Source organism: Thalassotalea sp. PS06 (assembly GCF_007197775.1).
GTDB lineage: Bacteria > Pseudomonadota > Gammaproteobacteria > Enterobacterales > Alteromonadaceae > Thalassotalea_A.
The window spans coordinates 3463021-3482142 of the sequence record NZ_CP041638.1; the positions used below are offsets into that span (position 1 = coordinate 3463021).

Sequence of the window (19122 nt, forward strand, 5' to 3'; positions counted from 1 at the left end):
TCGATGTAGGAATGCGGTACGTAAGAAAGTGAGAGTTAGTTACATTCAGAATGACAATCAATTACCTGAAGGTTTAAGCAACTCTCTATAACAAATATAAATTTTACGGAAATTTGAGACATCGAATTCAGTTGTATCCTGTCACTTGTTTCTGTCTTTGTTCGCTAAAGCAGAGGAGATGTCTAGTGAAGAGACGTAACCTGGGTTGGCTGATGTTGGGGAGTTTGTTTTCCAGCGCAGCTTGGGCAGACATGCAGTTAAACATGACCAAAGGTGTCACCGATATCAGTCAGGAAGTGTTCGGGCTGCATATGTTGGTAATGTGGATTTGTACTGCCATCGGTATTGTGGTGTTCGGCGCCATGTTCTGGTCGATGATTTTTCATCGCAAATCTAAAGGTGTTAAACCCGCCACCTTCCACGAAAGCACTAAAGTTGAAATACTTTGGACTGCTATTCCCATTATTATTCTTATTGGTATGGCCTGGCCTGCTACTAAGACCCTAATCGCCATGGAAAATAATGACAATTCCGACATCACCATTCAGGTGACTGGTTCGCAATGGAAATGGCATTACAAGTATTTTGATTCCGATATTGAGTTCTATTCCGTACTCACTACGCCGAAAGATCAATTTGATAACCGTGATGGTAACTATGTGACCAAAGGTGAGAACTACCTACTAGAGGTAGATAAACACCTGGTTATCCCGGTTAACAAGAAAGTACGTTTCCTTATTACCTCTGATGACGTTATTCACTCCTGGTGGGTTCCGGATTTTGCCGTTAAGCAAGATGCCAACCCGGGCTTTATTAATGAAGCCTGGACCAAGGTAAATGAACCGGGTATCTATCGCGGTCAATGTGCTGAGCTGTGCGGTAAAGACCATGGCTATATGCCAGTGGTTGTTGAGGTGAAATCTGAAGCCGATTACGCCATGTGGATTGAAGAGCAAAAGCTGGCTATCGAAGAAGCTAAGCTTGCTGAGCAAGAATCTCTGGCATCTACCATGTCGATGGAAGAGTTGATGAGCTTAGGTGAAGAAACCTACGTAGCCTACTGTGCAGCCTGTCACCAAACCAATGGTATGGGTTTACCACCGGCGTTCCCAGCATTGAAAGGCAGCCCAATGGTTACCGAAGATAAAGCCGCACACATTGACATCGTTCTTAACGGTAAAGCGGGTACTTCGATGGCTGGTTTTGGTAAGCAATTAAACCTTAAACAACTAGCTGCTGTTGTGACTTACGAGCGTAATGCCTGGGGTAACAATACCGGTGAAATGGTTCAGCCTGCCGACGTTAATGCCCTTGCAGCTCCTGCTCAATCTGCGGAAGTTAAAGCAGAAGACAGCAAAGAATCTGCTGAAAAGAGTGTTGAAACTGTCGCACTGGTTTCTGAGAAATCAGAAGCATCAGAAGATACCGCTAGCATCAGTGAACCTGCGACCATGGAACAACTGATGGCCGAAGGTGAAAAAGTCTACATCGCCAAATGTGCTGCTTGTCACCAAGCCAATGGTGCGGGTTTACCACCGGCATTCCCGGCTCTTAAAGGCAGTCCAATGGTTACCCAGGATATCCCGGCTCACATCGAAATGGTGAAAAACGGCAAACCTGGAACGGCAATGATGGGCTTTAAAGATCAGTTAAATGCCCGTGAGATGGCGGCTGTTATTACTTATGAGCGAAACGCCTGGGGTAATGACACCGGTGAGCTTGTGCAAGCAAGCGATATCGATGCCAAGCAAGAATAAGAGGTAAGACATGACGACTGTAACAGACACAATTGAAAACGTGGATGAGCATCATGATCATCATGCCGATCACAAAATGACTGGCATCAAACGTTGGCTTTTAACAACCAACCATAAAGACATTGGTTCTTTATATCTGTGGTTCTCTTTCATAATGCTGTTAACCGGTGGTGCCATGGCTATGGTCATCCGGGCAGAATTATTCCAGCCGGGTCTGCAAATTGTAGAACCAGACTTTTTTAACCAGATGACCACAGTACATGGTCTGATCATGGTATTTGGTGCCATCATGCCGGCCTTTACAGGTTTGGCGAACTGGATGATCCCGATGATGATTGGAGCGCCGGATATGGCGCTACCACGCTTGAATAACTGGAGCTTCTGGATTTTACCTTTCGCGTTCGCGATTCTTTTAGCTTCGCTATTTATGGAAGGTGGTGGTCCTAACTTCGGATGGACCTTCTACGCGCCATTATCTACAACCTATTCAAATGGTAGTACCGCATTCTTTGTATTCGCTGTCCATATTATGGGGATATCCTCAATCATGGGTGCGATCAACATTATCGTTACTATCATGAATATGCGTGCGCCTGGCATGACTTACATGAAAATGCCATTGTTCGTATGGACCTTCTTCATTACCGCTTACCTGTTAATCGCCGTTATGCCGGTACTGGCAGGTACCGTAACTATGGTATTAACTGACACCTATTTCGGTACATCTTTCTTTGATGCCGCTGGTGGTGGTGACCCGGTTTTATTCCAGCATATCTTCTGGTTCTTCGGTCATCCCGAAGTTTACATCATGATATTGCCGGCATTTGGTATCGTATCGACAACCATTCCTGCATTTTCTAGAAAACCATTATTTGGTTACAGCTCAATGGTTTACGCTACCGCCTCAATCGCATTCCTGTCATTTATCGTATGGGCTCACCATATGTTTACTACGGGTATGCCGCTAGCGGGAGAATTGTTCTTCATGTACTGCACCATGTTAATCGCCGTCCCTACCGGGGTTAAGGTATTTAACTGGGTAGCAACCATGTGGCGCGGCGCCATTACTTTCGAAACCCCAATGCTTTTCTCTATCGCCTTTGTGATTTTGTTTACTATCGGTGGTTTCTCAGGGTTGATGCTGGCAATGACACCGGTGGATTTCCAATATCATGATACCTATTTCGTCGTTGCCCATTTCCATTATGTTCTGGTAACCGGTTCATTATTCTCGATTTTTGCAGCGGTTTATTACTGGCTACCGAAATGGACTGGTCATATGTATAGCGAAAGACTGGGCAAATGGCATTTCTGGTGTTCGATGGTTTCAGTAAACGTGCTGTTCTTCCCAATGCACTTCCTTGGTCTGGCCGGTATGCCACGTCGTATTCCGGATTATGCATTGCAATTTGCTGACTTTAACAAGTGGGTAAGTATTGGTGGTTTCGCGTTCGGTTTGTCGCAGTTGATATTCCTGGTACTGGTTATCAAGTGTATTCGCGCCGGTAAACAAGCAGAAGCGAAATCCTGGGAAGGCGCCCAAGGCCTGGAATGGACGGTGGCTTCACCGGCACCATACCACACCTTCTCTACACCACCGAAAGTCGATTAATTTAGTGAGGTAGCCATGTCAGAGAAAACACCAGAGCAAAAACCAGAACAATCACCAGAACAGGTGTCGGATCAAAACCAACCACAGATAAAAAAATCTGTTGTTAAGTTATGTATCACAGTCGTTGCTATGTTCGGGTTTGGTTTTGCTTTGGTACCTCTCTATGACGTGTTTTGTGAAATAACCGGTTTAAACGGCAAGACCGCCACTGAGGCGACAACCTATCAGGCGGATGGCGTAGACGAAAGTCGAACCATTACGGTGCAGTTTATCAGTCGCACTGCTAAAAATGCCGCCTGGCAGTTTGAACCAGAAATGAATTCCATCCAGGTTCACCCGGGTGAAATGAAATTTGTGAAGTTTTATGCCAAAAATAACACCGGCGATCATGCGGTAGCGCAAGCGGTACCAAGTGTTTCACCGGGCCAGGCTGCGAATTACTTTCAGAAAATAGAATGTTTCTGTTTTAACCAGCAGCCATTACAGGCTAATGAAGATATCTGGATGCCATTGCAGTTTTATGTCGATCCGGACTTACCTGAAGATATGACCGAGCTTACCTTGTCCTACACCTTGTATGACATAACCGCGAGCGAGGGTTCATAGACTTTATCAGGTAATGCATAAAACATTGGGGAATGAAGGAAATCTTATGTCGAGTAAAGATTACGAAAATTATTATGTGCCAGAGCAAAGTCACTGGCCCATTGTTGGTGCAGTAGCACTGTTTTTAATTGCTATCGGTGCCGGTAGCTATGTTGCAAACCTTGATACTGGTGAGGGTTTAGGGGGTTACATCCTACTTGCTGGTATTGCCATGATCATTTACATGATGTTTGGTTGGTTTAGTAATGTCATCAATGAATCCATGGCCGGTAAGTACTCCGCACAAATGGACGCGTCATTTCGCCAGGGAATGAGTTGGTTTATTTTCTCAGAAGTAATGTTCTTCGCCGCATTTTTCGGTGCCTTGTTTTATGCCCGTATGCTGTCCGTGCCCTGGCTTGGCGGTGAAGGCAATAACTTTGAAACCTGGAACGTATTGTGGCCTGAGTTTCAGGCTACCTGGCCGTTAATTAAAACCCCAGATGGCACCACAACTGAAGCGATGGGCTGGTATGGGTTGCCGCTGATTAACACCATTTTACTATTGACCTCGTCGTTTACTGCGCATTTTGCCCACATGGCATTAGAGCAGGATAAACGTGCGTCATTGAAGTTCTGGTTAGGAACAACGATTTTATTAGGTTCCGTATTCCTGGTGCTACAGGTACTGGAATATCAGCACGCATACGCGGATATGGATTTAACCCTGACCAGTGGTATTTACGGTAACACCTTCTACCTGTTAACCGGTTTCCACGGTATGCACGTAACCTTAGGTACCATCATGTTAATCGTGATGTTCTTAAGAATTAATCGCGGTCATTTTACCCCGGATAACCATTTTGCTTTCCAGGCAACCAGTTGGTACTGGCACTTTGTTGATGTGGTGTGGGTACTACTTTTCGTATTCGTATACATCCTATAAACAAAAAGTAGAGGTTGGGGCTTGAACCCCAACCTTTAAACCGGTCTGGGGTTTGGGGTGATAATGCCCGTCGCCATACCGATAAGAATTAACACAATAATCAGCGCTGAAATAAGTACGCGTCGACCAATAAATTTGGACATTTTTTCCTGCCCTTGAGGTTTTTTAACCATCAGGCGCATGGCACGAAACAAGTTGTAGATCATCGTGGCAAGTAAAACCACGATCAGAATTTTAAATAACGTATCCAAGATACCTCCATTGTTCGTTGTTTTTATTAGAAGTTGTAATGGCAGAGTCAGTTAAATCAAAACACAAACACTCATCCAATCACATGTTTATCACCATCATCAGTGAATGGCGATGGCCATGGATATTGTTTACCTTGCTGGTATTTTCATCATTAATCAAGCTTGGATTATGGCAATGGCAACGCGCCGATGAAAAGTTTGAACGCCTGGCGCGGATGCAGGAATTAACCGCTACACAACCATTATCCCTTAGTGATATTGACTATCAACAACAACCAGACCAGCTTAATGATTTACCGGTAAAGCTTACCGGAACATTCCTCAACGATTTCGTTTTCCTACTCGATAACCAGACCGATAATGGCAAAACCGGCTACCGGGTATTCATCCCGTTTCAAGATGAATCTAGCGGTCAGAGTATATTAGTTAACCTGGGTTGGATTGCCGGTAGCCTCGACCGCTCAGTGTTACCGAAAATCGATGCGCTGCAACAAGCTTATCAATTTACCGGACGAGTTCGGGTTATCGAAGACCCAGTATTTCAATATGCTCAGGCATTGCACGATAACTGGCCGCAACGCGTACAACATATCAGTCCCGAAGCCATTGCCGAGCACCTGAAATTTAATCTTGCACCGGTTGCGATTTATCTCGACCGCGATGTCACAATTGGTTATAAAAAGAACTGGCATCCCATCGTAATGCCACCCGAAAAACACCGCGGGTATGCCTGGCAATGGTTTAGCCTGGCAGCTGCTTTTTTATCGTTAATGATTTGGGCCGCATATAAGAATAACAAAGGAAGTAAAACTCATGACTGAACCTCAGCAATCTCCGTCAAAGCTTAAGTCTCGTCTAAGTCTCATTATGGTCATCGGTGTATTCGTCATCCCAGTGATCATTGCCAAGCTTGCCCTGAATAATCATTGGTTCAATGAGGGCGTAACCAATCAAGGTTCGTTGCTGGAACATCCGTTAGATCTAAAAGAACTTGGTGTAGCAACCGATAGCGTCGATAAGCAATGGCTGATTATCTATGGCCTGCCACAGTATTGCGACGAAAAATGCGACAAAACTTTATTTTCCATTAATCAAACGTATCTGGCGCTCGGTAAAGAAACGCCCAGAGTCACACCTTTAGTGATGGATCCCGTTGGTACTCATCAGGAATTACTCGGCAAACTGAATAGCAATCACTGGCAGGTGCAACCCTCCTCAGCGCAAGCAACCCTGAGGGTGTTGCCTAGTCAGGTTTATATTGCCGATCCTTTGGGTAATGTGATGATGATTTACAAGCGCCCGGAAAGCGAAGAAGAATTTAAACAATTCTCTAAAGATTTATTGTCCGATATGCGCAAATTATTGAAGTACTCACGAATCGGATAACGAAAACCACCAGAACAAACCGTAACCAATACAACAAAGGAAAGACGTATGAATAATAATAAACCTTTGCTTATCCTGACCCTGATATTAGCCCTTGGGGTGATTTCTCTTGGTGCATATACACGTCTTACTGACGCCGGCCTGGGTTGTCCAGACTGGCCAGGCTGTTATGGTTTGATTGACGTTCCAAAAACTCAGGAGCAAATAATCAAAGCGGAAATGGCGTTTCCTGAACGCCCGGTTGAGCCTCATAAAGCCTGGAACGAAATGATTCATCGTTATTTCGCCGGTACCCTGGGCTTGTTAATTGGTTTGATTTTTATTCTGTCATTTAAAAACCGCGAGCAGGGTGGCCCCTTATATTTGCCATTAATCATGCTAGGGGTGGTTATCTTTCAAGCGGCTTTGGGTGCCTGGACCGTAACCTTAAAATTGATGCCAATCATTGTCATGGGGCATTTGTTAGGCGGCTTTTTAACCTTATGCCTGTTGTACCTGCTGTTGCTCAGGATAAGTAAAGTCAGGGGCAGCAGTAATGATGCAGCGTTAGCGAAATACACTCCGTTTGCGTTTATTGGCATTGTTATTCTTGGTCTACAGATTGCTCTTGGCGGCTGGACATCATCAAATTATGCGGCACTGGTATGCCAGGAACTGCCGGTTTGTCATGATGGCTGGATGGAGCAGCTGACCTTCAGCGAATCTTTCCAATTGATACCACCAGAGAGAGAGACTTATGAGTTTGGTTATTTAGGCGCGGCTGAGCGTGTCACCATTCATGCCATGCATCGCATCGGCGCGATGATAACCTTCTTCTACCTTGCCTGGTTAGCACTCACCCTGTTTTTCAAAGCGCAGTCTGCAACCATGAAAAAAGCTTCACTGATTATGGGTGGCATTTTACTAATTCAAGTTGCACTTGGCGTATCAAACGTCGTGTTTTCACTACCGCTAGCGGTTGCGGTTGCCCATAACGTGGTGGCTGCAATATTAATGTTGGCGCTTATCACCATCACCTATACCCTCAAGCCTCGCCCGGAGAATGCTTATGTCTGAAATCGTTACTGAAACCAACGCCAAAGGTGTTGTCGTCAAATCTGAAGTAAAAACATTCACAACTCCACTGTGGCGCGAATATTATGAAATCACCAAACCCAGGGTTGTGGCTTTATTGGTGCTGACCGCATTGGTTGGGATGTGCATGGCAATTCCTGGCGCCATTCCTTGGCAAATAATGCTACCGAGCATTGCCGGTATCTGGTTACTTTCCTCAGCTTCTGCGGCAATCAATCACATTGTTGATCAGCAAATTGACGCGAAAATGGCAAGAACCAGCAATCGCCCTTTACCCAATGGCCGCATTACCACGACTAAAGCCATTGTGTTTGCCACCGCGTTGAGTCTGATTGGGTTTGTCTTGCTTTATGCGTTAGTAAATCCTCTCACCGCCTGGTTAACCCTATCGGGTCTGGTCGGCTATTCCGTTATCTACACCATGTATTTAAAACGTGCGACACCACAAAATATCACTATTGGCGGATTAGCCGGCGCCATACCGCCACTGTTAGGCTGGACCTCAGTGACCAATGAGATTCACCCTCACGCGCTGCTATTGGTATTGTTAGTGTTTACCTGGACACCGCCGCATTTCTGGGCTTTGGCTATTCATCGCCGTGATGATTATGCCAAGGTAAATATCCCTATGCTGCCGGTAACCCATGGCATCAACTTCACCAAAACGCAAATCCTGTTGTACACAGTATTGCTATTTATTGTCGGTCTTATCCCTTATTTAGTGGAGATGAGTAATTGGTTATATCTGATCGGTGCAGTAGCCTTGAATGCGATTTTTCTCGCCTATGCCTGGAAGTTAAAATTCAATGCTGAAAAAGATACGGCGATGCAAACCTTCCGTTTCTCGATCATTCATTTAATGTTATTGTTTGTGATTCTGTTAGCGGATCATTACTTATTACCTCTGCCGTAAAATTTAGGCAGAGTCTATGACTTGAGCGCCGATAAGTTGGCGCTCTTTTGTTTGTCAGGATGTCTCTTATGCAAAAATTTATTCTTATTATTCTGGCCATTCTCTCCGCGGCCATAGGTTTGATTTTGTATCAAACCTATCAGCAAAGTCAGCAAGTTGAACAGGCTCTGGTATATCAGCAACCACGCAGTGTATTGCCATTTGCGCTGACCGATCACAACGGCGATGAATTTGCCAATGACCGTCTTGCTGGCAAGTGGTCTTTGGTATTTTTCGGCTATACCTCATGCCCGGACGTATGCCCGGTTACCCTGCAAGAGCTGAACTATGTTTATGCTGATCTCAACAAAGCAGCCGAAGATCCGGTACAGGTTTTGTTGGTCAGTGCTGACCCGCAACGCGATACGACACAGCGCTTAAACAGTTATATTAACTACTTCAACAAAGAATTTATTGCCCTTCGCGCAGAACACGATGTATTGTTTCCGTTTTCCAGGAATCTGGGGTTGATGTATTCAATCACCGACGATATGAGTAAAGAAAATTATTTGGTAAATCATAGTGCTTCGATTGTTTTGATTAATCCTCAAGGGAAAATTCAGGCAATATTCAAACCCGCGGTTCAAGTTGGTCAGGTACCAAGCGTGGACGCAAAAATACTATTGAGCGATTTTGCTAAAATCGTCAAACAAACCTCTTAAATAACAATAAAAATATCGGCTGCGAAGCACGATACAGGGAAGACAATGAAACTTAATTTACTCAGTTCAATTACATTAGCTGCATTTCTTTGTGCATATACTACTAAAAGCTATGCAAACGAAAATGAGCAGGAAACGGCAAGTGAAATTGCAGAAGCTACGGTGGCAGTTGATGAGCATACCGACTTTGCTGAACTGACAGAAGAACAACAATACCAACTTTGGGTACAACAAACGCTGGAGTCATTAACACCTATTAATGGTGTGGTTGAAATCGACGGTGTTGGCGCCACCTTAAACATTCCGGAACAATATTACTTTCTAAATCAGCAAGATTCTAAGGTCGTATTGGAAGATATCTGGGGTAACCCACCGAGCGAAACGGTTCTGGGAATGTTATTACCAACCGGTTTAACGCCATTTGATATGGAATCCTGGGCAGTGACCATTGAATTTTCAGAAGATGGTTATGTTTCTGATGAAGATGCCGCTGATATCGACTACAGCGAATTACTGCTACAAATGCAGAAAGATACCCTTGCCGCCAATGCCGAGCGTGAAGAGGCAGGTTATCCAGCGATGCAATTAGTCGGTTGGGTAAGCCAGCCTTTTTATGATCAGCAAAGTAATAAGTTGCACTGGGCAAAGGAAATCAATTTTGCCGGTCATGAGACCAATACCCTGAATTACAATATCCGCGTTCTCGGCCGTAAAGGGGTTTTGGTTCTTAATTTCATCGCCGGCATGGACCAAAAAGATATCATCGATGACAACCTTGATAGCGTTTTGGCAATTGCCGAGTTCGATGCGGGTTCACGTTACGCGGATTTCGATCCGGAGATTGACGAAGTTGCCGCATACGGTGTCGGCGCGCTTGTTGCCGGCAAAGTACTGGCGAAAACCGGATTTCTGGCTGCAGCTATTATGTTTTTGAAAAAATTCGGTATCTTTATCCTGATTGGGATTGGGGCGCTATTGAAAAAAGTTTTCTCAAGAAAACCAAAAGCTGAAGAAGCCACGTCTTAATTCAAATAAATCACTCATTATGGTTAAAGGCGATGCACTGCATCGCCTTTTTTATTGCCCTAAAAGAGATTAGAAACATCCGGTAACGGTTTGATATTACGCTTTATTCGCAATCATAAGGGATTTCTGCCAATAATAATTTTATGTCCTGGCTCGATAAGGAAGTCTCTATGGTTATTAAACATGCTCTGCTCTCGATTCTTTGCGCAAGTACACTCGCCTTGCCTTTGAGCTCAATGGCGGAATCATTTTCCGACAAGCTAACCGATGCAGCCTTGCTTCGCACGCAAGCGTCAGTAACTTATGATGGTCGTTATCTTGCCATTGCTTATCCTAACGGCGATGTCCCTGCCAATATCGGTGTATGCACCGATGTGGTAATTCGCTCATATCGGACCTTAGGCATAGATTTACAACAACTGGTTCACGAGGATATTCGCGAGAATTTCAGCGCTTATCCTTCCAAAAGGATTTGGGGATTAACCCGTCCCGATACCAATATCGATCACCGTCGAGTTCCCAATCTGCAGGCATTTTTCCGCCGTCATGGTGAAACCCTTACCATTTCCAATCAAGCCAGTGATTACCAGCCAGGAGAATTAGTAACCTGGATGTTACCAGGAAATTTACCCCATATTGGTATCGTCAGTGACCAGCGCTCAGCAATTTCCGGCAACCCGTTAATCATTCATAACATAGGTTCAGGACCTGAAATCAGCGATATGCTGTTTTCCTTTGAAATCACCGGACGTTACCGTTATTGGCCGGAGAAATCGGTCGAATAACCGCCAACCTGGGATTTTTACTGGCACTTTTTGTGCGAGTCCTGATAAAATTAGCAGCAATATTGACTGATAAAAGAACGAGTAGAGAGATATGGGCAGAGCGTTCCAAAACCGTAAAGAGTCTATGGCTAAAACTCAGGGCCAAAAAACTAAGGTTTACTCAAAGTACGGTAAAGAAATTTATGTTTGCGCCAAGAATGGTGGTGTAGACCCCGATGGTAACCTGGCACTTCGTCGTTTGATCGAAAAAGCGAAAAAAGATCAGGTTCCAACCCACGTAATCGAAAAAGCGATTGATAAAGCCAAAGGTGGCGGTGGCGAGAACTATGAAAGCGCTCGTTACGAAGGTTTCGGCCCAGGCGGCTGCATGGTTATCGTTGACTGTCTAACCGACAATACCAACCGTACCATCAAAGACGTCCGTCAGGCATTTACTAAAACCGATTCGAAAATTGGTGGCCCGGGCTCTGCGGCACACATGTTTGACCACCAGGCATTATTCTCATTTGAAAATGATGACGAAGAAGCGGTGCTTGAAGCGCTGATGATGGCCGATGTCGATGTAACTGATATCGAAAACGACGACGGTATGATGACGGTTTTTGCCCCACACACTGAATTCTTCAAAGCGAAAACGGCATTAACTGAAGCGTTCCCAGAAATCAATTTTGAAATGGAAGAAATTACCTGGGTTCCACAAACTTACACCACCATCAGTGGTGAAGAAGATTTAGCGAACTTTGAAAAGTTCATCAATATGCTAAATGATAGTGATGATGTGCAAAACATTTATCACAATGCTGAATTAGAAAGCTAATCGCGAATATCTAGATATTCAAAAGCCAGCTCTCATGCTGGCTTTTTTATTGTCCGCACCATAAACAAAATGTCTTTTACAGCGCTCTAACTCACTATTAATACTAGCCTTTTTGATCCATTCATTTGACCAACAGCGAACGCGATTTATTAGCAGATTGCTATAATTAACGGATAGCTTATTGCTACTGAATATCAGTACTGGAGGCGTTATGAATAATTCAGCTGTTTATTTTATTGATGTATTTGCGGCGTTAATGATGATTATGGGTATTTGGATTTTATTCCGTCCAGAGCCGGTTTATGGCTACATCGAACGCAAACGCCAGGATCTTTCCACCCATGTTCTCGCCGTCGTTGTTCGGGTAATTCTCGGCGCCGCACTAATTCTGGCAGCCAGTCAATCGAGTTTTCCCCTGACCTTTAAGGTTCTCGGTGGTTTATCAATTGCTGCCGCGGCGGTATTTTTATTAATTGGCAGAAAGCGATTTCAACAGCTGCTTAGCTGGGCGCTCTCCATCGGGCCTAATACCAATCACATTAAATTATTGCTCACTCAGTGAGAATTTAAAGGCTTTTAGACAAGGCTTGGATTGCAGAGAATGGTCGCTCCATTGTCAAAATCAGTAACGCAGGATAAACGCCTTTAAAACTCACCCGTAGGGAGTTTGTGAGAGGCCCATTTACTGCCCTATATTTCATTAATATAGAATGACTATATCAATAAAATCTATGTTGCAAATGAACCTCTGCTCAAACTCTGAGTAGTGCACAAACTTAGTGTGATTGGTATGAATTTCATCATCTGGCTGGACTCGCCGCCTTTGCTTTCGGTGTTTTTCTGCTAATGTCATTAAACTGACTGAAAAATAGAAGAGGCGTCAATGGAAGCAACAATCACTACCTGGGCTCTGGAGTTTATCCGTTGGTTTGCCATGTTCATTGGTGCTTTTGGCGTTGTCATCACCATTCTACCATCACCAATATTTGGCTTTCTAGGGCGTTTTAAACACCTTTTTCTGTTTCACTTTCTCGCCGTCGCGGTGAGGTTTTTATTTGGCGCCGCACTCCTTTATACCGCTAGCCAAACAAAATTGCCCGAGGTTGTGCAGATATTGGGATACATATCGATTGCCGCCGGCATAGTGTTAATGCTTATCGGCCGCAATCGATTTATTCGCCTGATAGCCTGGGTGGCTCGGCTGACACCGTTAGTGCATGTGGTGGTAGGTCTGGTTACCGTGGCCTTTGCGGTATTGGTGTTATACGCCTACCACTAGGTTGGTTTATAACAACAAAGCCACTAACCAATAAATGCCTGCATCATGGTTTTTTCTTCAGCGATTGTTTTTGCAAATACCGGCTCACTTAATAAGCGTTCCACGTAAGCTGCAACCTTAGGGTGGGTAGCAGCGTCAACGCGCTCATTACAATAATGTAGGGTCATAAACATGCCACCAACCATGATGTCTGCAAATGTCATGCTGTTACCCACCAGAAAATCATCCGTCAACTCACCTTCCAGGTAATCTAAAATCGCCGGGATCTCGGTCTCAACAGCAAGTTTGATATCGGCTTCGATTGGCTCGCGTTTAAAAACAAAAGGCGCTAACACCCGCTCGGCAAAAAGGTGCGCGCCTATGGCGGTGATCATGACTGTGCTCGCGTATTGGCTAAACCATAAGGCGCGAGCTGCAAGGATTGGGTCTTCAGGCAGTAACGGATTTTCCGGGAAAGCTTTCTCTAAGTATGCACAGATAACTTCAGAATCGCTGATGTATTGATCACCGGTTCGAAATAAAGGAATTTTGCCAAGAGGACTATTTTCTTCAAACTCTACAGGCTTATCAGGGCCGAACGGCACCACGTTAACTTGTTCATAATCCAGGCCTTTGTATGCCAATACCAGACGAACTTTACGAACAAAAGGGGAAATTGGCGCACCAAATAAAGCTAAGTTTTGACTCATGGGATATATCTTTCTCTGTCTAGTAAGTGAAGGTTACATAGAAAAAGATATTGGGCTAACGCCTGGAATTTCAATCTCAAAATTAATGAGTTTGTTTTTTTTACCAATCCACAGGAGTTCTGTCGCGAAAAAATCCACCACTTGGACCATCATCAGGTAGAGTTGCTAACCAGATACCGGTATCTGCGCCCTCTTCAATGGAACGGTCCGCTTCTTGACCTCCCATGCGGGTACGAACCCAGCCGGGACACATGGCATTTATTTTCACATTATCGGGCATATCACGAGCTGCGGAAAAGGTTAATGCATTGAGCGATGCCTTCGCCACACCATAGCCTCCAGGGCCTTCTAACCCTGATGAAAACGCGCCCCAACCCGAGGACACATTAACCACCCTGCCAAAGTTATTGGCAATCATTGAGGGCAATAAATAATGCATCAGCAAAAACGGACCTCGAACCATCACTGCCATCGAGTTATCGAATTCGTCGATATCATCTAACACGTGTCCTTCGCCTAAAATCCCGGCATTATTCACCAGCACATCGACACTTCCTAAGATTGCTACGGCACGTTTAATGCTTTCTTCATCACCCACATCTAACTCTATCGCTTCAGCGCCAATCTCATTAGCGGCCTTCTTACCTAAAGATAAATCCCTGGCACCAACAAACACCCTGTAGCCTATACTTACCAAGCCTTTGGCGATCTCTAAGCCAATACCTCGATTGGCGCCGGTAACTAGTGCGGTTTTCATAATTGCCTCATTTATGCCATTTGGACTCTATAGACCTTAAAGCTAGCCCTACAAAATAAGATTGTCGATGAAGAGGTTTAATCCTTATACCAGCTGCCATCAGCTTTTTTCACAAACCAGGGACGGGAATACCAGTAAAATCGTCCGGGATTACTAATACTCGGCGCTGTGCAATTTGCCCGCACCCGGCCTGTGGCAAGAGGCTCCTGTATCAATAATTCAAAACCGGATTTATCTTCTGCCCATTTAACGTCAACCCGGCCTTGTCCAGATACAAAGCAGTTTAACTGGGAGCTATAAAAGTCATCAACGTTCAAGCTGATGGTCTTATCCAGCTGTTCCGGCGGCGTATTAGCAGCAACTATCGTCTCACTGCGTTGGCTGTCATCAGAGACCTTAAACGGTAGAGATTTTAGTTTTGTCGACAGCGGTTTAAGTTTGTCATAGGGTTGCGAGGCTGGAAATCTGGGTACTGCGGTTAGATCGGTATGCTCTCCCACAGCGCCAGATTGTTGGGTAAACACCACGTAGTCTAAGGCCTCTAATTGTTGCTGAATATCGGCATTATATTCACCATAAGGCAGGGCAAAATACTTCCAGGATTGGCCTAGTTTTTCCTTTAGAACCTGCTCCGATTCCTGTAACTGGCTGAGCTTTTCTTTAACCCAGTCTTTATCGCTCATCCCTTTGGGTGTTTTAATAAGTGAGTCATGATGCAGACCGTGATTAGCAATTAACACACCATCATCGGACATAGCCTTGAGTTGCTCCCAGGTAAGGTATCCGGATTTGTTCTTCGCCACTTTGCCTGGATTAATAAATAAGGTGTAAGGGTAATCGAAGGCTTTGAGGATCGGATGGGCTTTCTCAAAAATATCGGTATAACCATCGTCAAAGGTAATGACCACAGTTCTATCGGCAATTTTTTTACCGGCCTTTAAGCTGTCAATTAATTCATTTAGAGGAATAACGGTAAATCCATTATCACGTAAATAAACCAGATGCTTGGTAAATTGTGCTGGCGATAATGAAGTGCTCGGCGGAGTGTCCTCACTGACATGATGATAGGCGAGAATGACCGCAGCGTGGGTGCCTGTTAATGGCAAAAACATCAGAATTGCGACGCTAAGACGACGAATTAATAACTTCAGCAACAGCATATAAATCTCTCAAGCCAAATACTAATTTAATGCTGATGATCGCTTAACACGTGTTATTATTCAAGAAGTTAATCTCATCCAGGCAAAGGCAACTCTTTGACTCTCATGTCGAATTCAGACGCATCCAGAATCACTCCCCAGACGGAACGCAAAGCCCTTTTCGCGCTCGCGATACCGATGATTTTGTCCAATATTACCGTGCCATTATTAGGGTTGGTCGACACCGGAGTGATTGGTCACTTACCTGAAGCCTACTTTCTCGGTGCGACTGCTGTCGGTGCGATGATCATTACCTTTGTTACCTGGTTTTGTGGATTCTTAAGAATGTCGACTACGGGTTTGGTAGCTCAGGCTTTCGGTAGTGAAGACCAGACCCAGATGTTTTTGGTGTTGAGCCGAGGACTATTAGTGGCACTGGTAATTGGCATTTTGATGATTATCTTGCAGGTGCCCTATATAAACTTTTCACTCGCCCTGGCAGGAGGCAGTGAACAGGTGCAGTTCTACGCCCATCAATATGCCAGTGTGCGGATCTGGGGCTTTCCCGCATCCTTATGTAACCTGGTGATACTTGGTTGGCTGCTTGGTATGCACAAGGCGAAATATGCGATGTGGTTGCTGATCATCACCAACCTCACCAATCTTGTGCTTGATTTATTGTTTGTTATTGGCTTTGAGTGGCAGATCCTTGGTATCGCCTGGGCCACCATCATTGCCGAGTATTCAAGTTTTGCTCTTGGCCTTTACTTTGTGCATAAAACCATAGGGTTAAATAAGCGTCAGAGACAGGAAATCTGGGCTGGCCTCAAACAGCATCTCTTAGATAAAGCGCAGTTAATTCCTTTTGTGAAACTCAATCGTGATATCGTGATTCGTACCTTATGCCTGGAGATCTGCTTCGTATTTATTACCTTTCAAGGTGCCCGACTTGGTGATACTGTAGTTGCAGCCAATGCAATCCTGTTAAATTTCCTGTTGTTGATTTCTTTTGGTCTCGATGGCATCGCTTATGGCGCAGAGGCCAGAGTTGGCCGCGCTAAAGGCGCACACAATAAAAAAGCCTTGGCACTTTCGGTAAATATCGCATTGATCTTTAACGGCTTATTTGCCGTTTTCTACAGTCTGTTGTTTTTATTTTTAGGCCATTGGTTTATCACCTTGTTAACCAATATCGATTCGGTGATAAATTATGCCGGTGAATTTTTACCCTGGATGGTAGCACTGCCAATCATTGCCTGTTGGTGTTACCTGTTCGATGGCATATATATAGGCCTTACCCAGGCTAAAGCGATGCGTAATTCTATGGTCATTGCCACCTTTGGCTGTTTTTTCCCGGCCTGGTGGTTGCTGCAGGGATATGGCAATCATGGGCTTTGGGCAGCATTTTGTATATTCATGGCCAGCCGCGGTGTGACCCTTGGTCTGCATTACTATAAAAATCATCATAAATTCGTATAACAAGAGCAATATCGCTGATGGAATCTATCGTATCCTGGATTAATCCTACCCTGCTTGTGGTTTCTCTCGCCATGATGGCCGGCGTCTGGGTATTAAATAATGTTTATCGATATCCGAGAAATATCTGGGTACTGGTAGTTTCACAACCTCTGTTACTTTGTATTTCTCCGACCATGACCTTTATTAGCGGTATCCTCGCCAGAGAAATCGCGCCAGATGCAACGCTTGCGACACTACCGCTGACCATGATGATTGTCGGACTTGCGGCGTCTACGTTACTTGCCGCAAGATTGAGCGCCCTGTCAGGCCGCAAAAAAGCCACGAACATGGGTTACGCTATCGCCTTAATCGGCGCTTTATTGGCGACATTCGCTGCAAAGTATCAAAACTTCTATGTGTTGATTGCCGCCAGTATTTGTTTCGGTTCCAGTCTGGCTTTCTCTCAGCAACTAAGATTTGCCGCCCTTGAAAGTGTTTCCGAGAAAGAAGGGCCTCGGGTGATCTCGACATTAATGCTTTCTGGTATTGCGGCCGCAATGATTGGCCCGGAAGTAGCGTTAATGAGCAAAGACTGGCTGCCCTCGCAAGGAACTTACGTTGGCTCTTTTGTGGCCCTTGCCTGCTTAATTATCGCCAGCATGGCAATCTTTCAATGGTTTAGTAATCCTAAAATCGCTCAGGTTGAAACACACGACAGCCCCGGCAGACCACTTAATGAAATCGTTAAACAACCGGTATTTATCATTGCTGTCTGCTCGGCAGCTATTGGCTATGGGGTGATGAGTTTATTAATGACAGCAACGCCTTTGAGCATGCATGGCGTGCATGGCCACAGTCTCGACGACACCAAATGGGTGATTCAAAGTCATATTGCCGCCATGTTCCTGCCTTCACTTATTACCGGCAGCCTAATCAAACGCTTTGGCGCCGCCAATATTCTGATTGCTGGCTCTATCGTGATGTTTTTGGTTTTAGTCATCGCTTTAGGTGGGCATCAGGTGGTTCATTATTGGTGGGCGTTGGTATTGCTGGGCATTGGTTGGAATTTTCTGTTCATTACCGGCACCGTAATTTTGCCGCAAAGTTATCAGCACAATGAAAGATTCAAGGTGCAGGCCGTGAATGACTTTACCATCTTTACCGTCCAGGCCTTAGGCTCCTTATTGGCCGGCTACCTGCTGTTTTCCAGCAACTGGAACACCTTGATCATGATCGCCTCTCCATTTGTGGCCATCATGCTGGTGATAAGTATCATCCAATATCGTCGTGAACGCTCTTACCCTATGGGGTCAGAGTCAATTACCAAAATTAAATAATGTTTTAAAACATAGCCTTAGGATGGTTAAGTCAACGACTCTGTCCCCTTCATTAAGACTCAACGCCTTCATTGCATTCGCCGCGAACACTTAAAAACTCGCGGCTAAGATTGCGCTCAAACACCATGTATCCCTGTTCGCAAAACCCCGTTTCAGCCATCACCAATTGCAGACGTTCTTCGAGTAACTCGGCCAGACTTTCGGTCTGACGATCATTTCCCATTGCCGCCCCAGAACTCCTACCTTTTCCTGGGCCACGCTTTACCGACTTTCCATTTTCCCCCTCATTTTTTGCCGGTTTTTGCTTTGACAGCTCAAGGGAAAGCTCAAACCGTTTCGAGCCATCATTGGTTATGTCGGTGACAAAATTTTGCGTCAGTACCTGTGGTTTACTGGTGCAGCCAATAAGAATCAATGCAATGGCCATTGTCACAGCTAGCAAGGTACCTTGTTGTTTCATCATTCCGTAATCCCATTTTTTTGATATCCGGTTCAGCTTACATGGAAAACAACTAGCTGTCTGTCAATGAAGCGTAAAGTTAGTTAATGGGGACAGAGTCATCAAGATAACGAGGTTAACTTATTGATTAATTTAGCTTTGATTGAATGA

General features: G+C 44.8%; 21 protein-coding genes. 16 read left to right on the forward strand and 5 right to left on the reverse strand.

Annotation, left to right across the window (positions count from 1 at the left end):
• The first annotated feature begins 212 nt into the window (after positions 1-212).
• The 4 genes from coxB to FNC98_RS15345 are packed head-to-tail and all read left to right on the forward strand — an operon-like array spanning position 213 to position 4900.
• Entirely contained in the window at positions 213-1757 is a 1545-nt protein-coding gene (gene coxB / locus FNC98_RS15330) for a cytochrome c oxidase subunit II (protein WP_144035600.1), read from the forward strand.
• A 10-nt stretch (positions 1758-1767) separates the two neighbouring features.
• Positions 1768-3369, forward strand: a complete 1602-nt coding sequence (ctaD, locus tag FNC98_RS15335; protein WP_144035149.1) for a cytochrome c oxidase subunit I — start codon at positions 1768-1770, stop codon at positions 3367-3369.
• Positions 3370-3384: 15 nt separating this feature from the next.
• Positions 3385-3975 (forward strand): cytochrome c oxidase assembly protein, encoded by a 591-nt coding sequence (locus FNC98_RS15340; RefSeq protein ID WP_144035150.1) that lies wholly within the window; start codon positions 3385-3387, stop codon positions 3973-3975.
• 46 nt (positions 3976-4021) lie between these two features.
• On the forward strand, positions 4022-4900 hold the full coding sequence (locus tag FNC98_RS15345) for a cytochrome c oxidase subunit 3 (protein WP_144035151.1): 879 nt from the start codon (positions 4022-4024) through the stop codon (positions 4898-4900).
• 35 nt (positions 4901-4935) lie between these two features.
• On the opposite strand, the gene FNC98_RS15350 is transcribed toward FNC98_RS15345, so the two are convergent.
• A complete protein-coding gene (locus FNC98_RS15350) occupies positions 4936-5151 on the reverse strand; it encodes a DUF2909 domain-containing protein (RefSeq protein ID WP_409574559.1) in 216 nt (71 codons plus the stop codon).
• A gap of 38 nt (positions 5152-5189) precedes the next feature.
• On the opposite strand from FNC98_RS15350, the gene FNC98_RS15355 reads away from it, so the two are divergent.
• From FNC98_RS15355 to FNC98_RS15400, 10 genes are all read left to right on the forward strand, one after another.
• Positions 5190-5972, forward strand: coding sequence for an SURF1 family protein (locus FNC98_RS15355; RefSeq protein WP_144035152.1), 783 nt, complete (start codon positions 5190-5192; stop codon positions 5970-5972).
• A complete protein-coding gene (locus FNC98_RS15360; RefSeq protein ID WP_144035153.1) occupies positions 5965-6537 on the forward strand; it encodes a hypothetical protein in 573 nt (190 codons plus the stop codon). The genes FNC98_RS15355 and FNC98_RS15360 overlap by 8 nt, the downstream gene beginning before the upstream one ends.
• 48 nt (positions 6538-6585) lie before the next feature.
• Positions 6586-7593 (forward strand): COX15/CtaA family protein, encoded by a 1008-nt coding sequence (locus tag FNC98_RS15365; protein ID WP_144035154.1) that lies wholly within the window; start codon positions 6586-6588, stop codon positions 7591-7593.
• Complete coding sequence (cyoE, locus tag FNC98_RS15370) at positions 7586-8524, forward strand: heme o synthase (RefSeq protein WP_144035155.1); 939 nt, start codon at positions 7586-7588, stop codon at positions 8522-8524. Before FNC98_RS15365 ends, cyoE begins: the two co-directional genes overlap by 8 nt.
• A 68-nt stretch (positions 8525-8592) precedes the next feature.
• The gene (locus FNC98_RS15375) at positions 8593-9225 is read left to right on the forward strand and encodes an SCO family protein (protein WP_144035156.1); all 633 of its coding nucleotides are present in this window, start codon (positions 8593-8595) and stop codon (positions 9223-9225) included.
• A gap of 45 nt (positions 9226-9270) precedes the next feature.
• Positions 9271-10251: a DUF2167 domain-containing protein gene (locus FNC98_RS15380; protein ID WP_144035157.1), complete on the forward strand. Its 981-nt coding sequence runs from the start codon at positions 9271-9273 to the stop codon at positions 10249-10251.
• A gap of 170 nt (positions 10252-10421) precedes the next feature.
• A complete protein-coding gene (locus FNC98_RS15385) occupies positions 10422-11036 on the forward strand; it encodes a DUF1287 domain-containing protein (protein ID WP_144035158.1) in 615 nt (204 codons plus the stop codon).
• Between the two features lie 91 nt (positions 11037-11127).
• Positions 11128-11853 carry a YebC/PmpR family DNA-binding transcriptional regulator gene (locus FNC98_RS15390; RefSeq protein WP_144035159.1) on the forward strand — a complete coding sequence of 242 codons (726 nt, stop codon included), beginning with the start codon at positions 11128-11130 and terminating at the stop codon, positions 11851-11853.
• Positions 11854-12064: 211 nt separating this feature from the next.
• Positions 12065-12415, forward strand: coding sequence for a hypothetical protein (locus FNC98_RS15395; RefSeq protein ID WP_144035160.1), 351 nt, complete (start codon positions 12065-12067; stop codon positions 12413-12415).
• A 321-nt stretch (positions 12416-12736) separates the two neighbouring features.
• Entirely contained in the window at positions 12737-13132 is a 396-nt protein-coding gene (locus FNC98_RS15400; protein WP_144035161.1) for a hypothetical protein, read from the forward strand.
• Between the two features lie 23 nt (positions 13133-13155).
• Here FNC98_RS15400 and FNC98_RS15405 read toward each other — a convergent pair whose 3' ends face one another.
• From FNC98_RS15405 to FNC98_RS15415, 3 genes are all read right to left on the reverse strand, one after another.
• Positions 13156-13821 carry a glutathione S-transferase family protein gene (locus FNC98_RS15405; protein ID WP_144035162.1) on the reverse strand — a complete coding sequence of 222 codons (666 nt, stop codon included), beginning with the start codon at positions 13819-13821 and terminating at the stop codon, positions 13156-13158.
• Between the two features lie 100 nt (positions 13822-13921).
• Complete coding sequence (locus tag FNC98_RS15410) at positions 13922-14578, reverse strand: SDR family NAD(P)-dependent oxidoreductase (RefSeq protein ID WP_185968003.1); 657 nt, start codon at positions 14576-14578, stop codon at positions 13922-13924.
• Between the two features lie 77 nt (positions 14579-14655).
• On the reverse strand, positions 14656-15738 hold the full coding sequence (locus FNC98_RS15415) for a polysaccharide deacetylase family protein (protein ID WP_260680375.1): 1083 nt from the start codon (positions 15736-15738) through the stop codon (positions 14656-14658).
• A 105-nt stretch (positions 15739-15843) separates the two neighbouring features.
• On the opposite strand from FNC98_RS15415, the gene FNC98_RS15420 reads away from it, so the two are divergent.
• Positions 15844-17196: an MATE family efflux transporter gene (locus tag FNC98_RS15420; protein ID WP_144035164.1), complete on the forward strand. Its 1353-nt coding sequence runs from the start codon at positions 15844-15846 to the stop codon at positions 17194-17196.
• Positions 17197-17213: 17 nt separating this feature from the next.
• Positions 17214-18512: an MFS transporter gene (locus FNC98_RS15425; protein ID WP_144035165.1), complete on the forward strand. Its 1299-nt coding sequence runs from the start codon at positions 17214-17216 to the stop codon at positions 18510-18512.
• 52 nt (positions 18513-18564) lie between these two features.
• Here the strand turns inward: FNC98_RS15425 and FNC98_RS15430 are convergent, their stop codons facing one another.
• Positions 18565-18975: a hypothetical protein gene (locus FNC98_RS15430; protein ID WP_144035166.1), complete on the reverse strand. Its 411-nt coding sequence runs from the start codon at positions 18973-18975 to the stop codon at positions 18565-18567.
• Between the last annotated feature and the right edge of the window lie 147 nt (positions 18976-19122).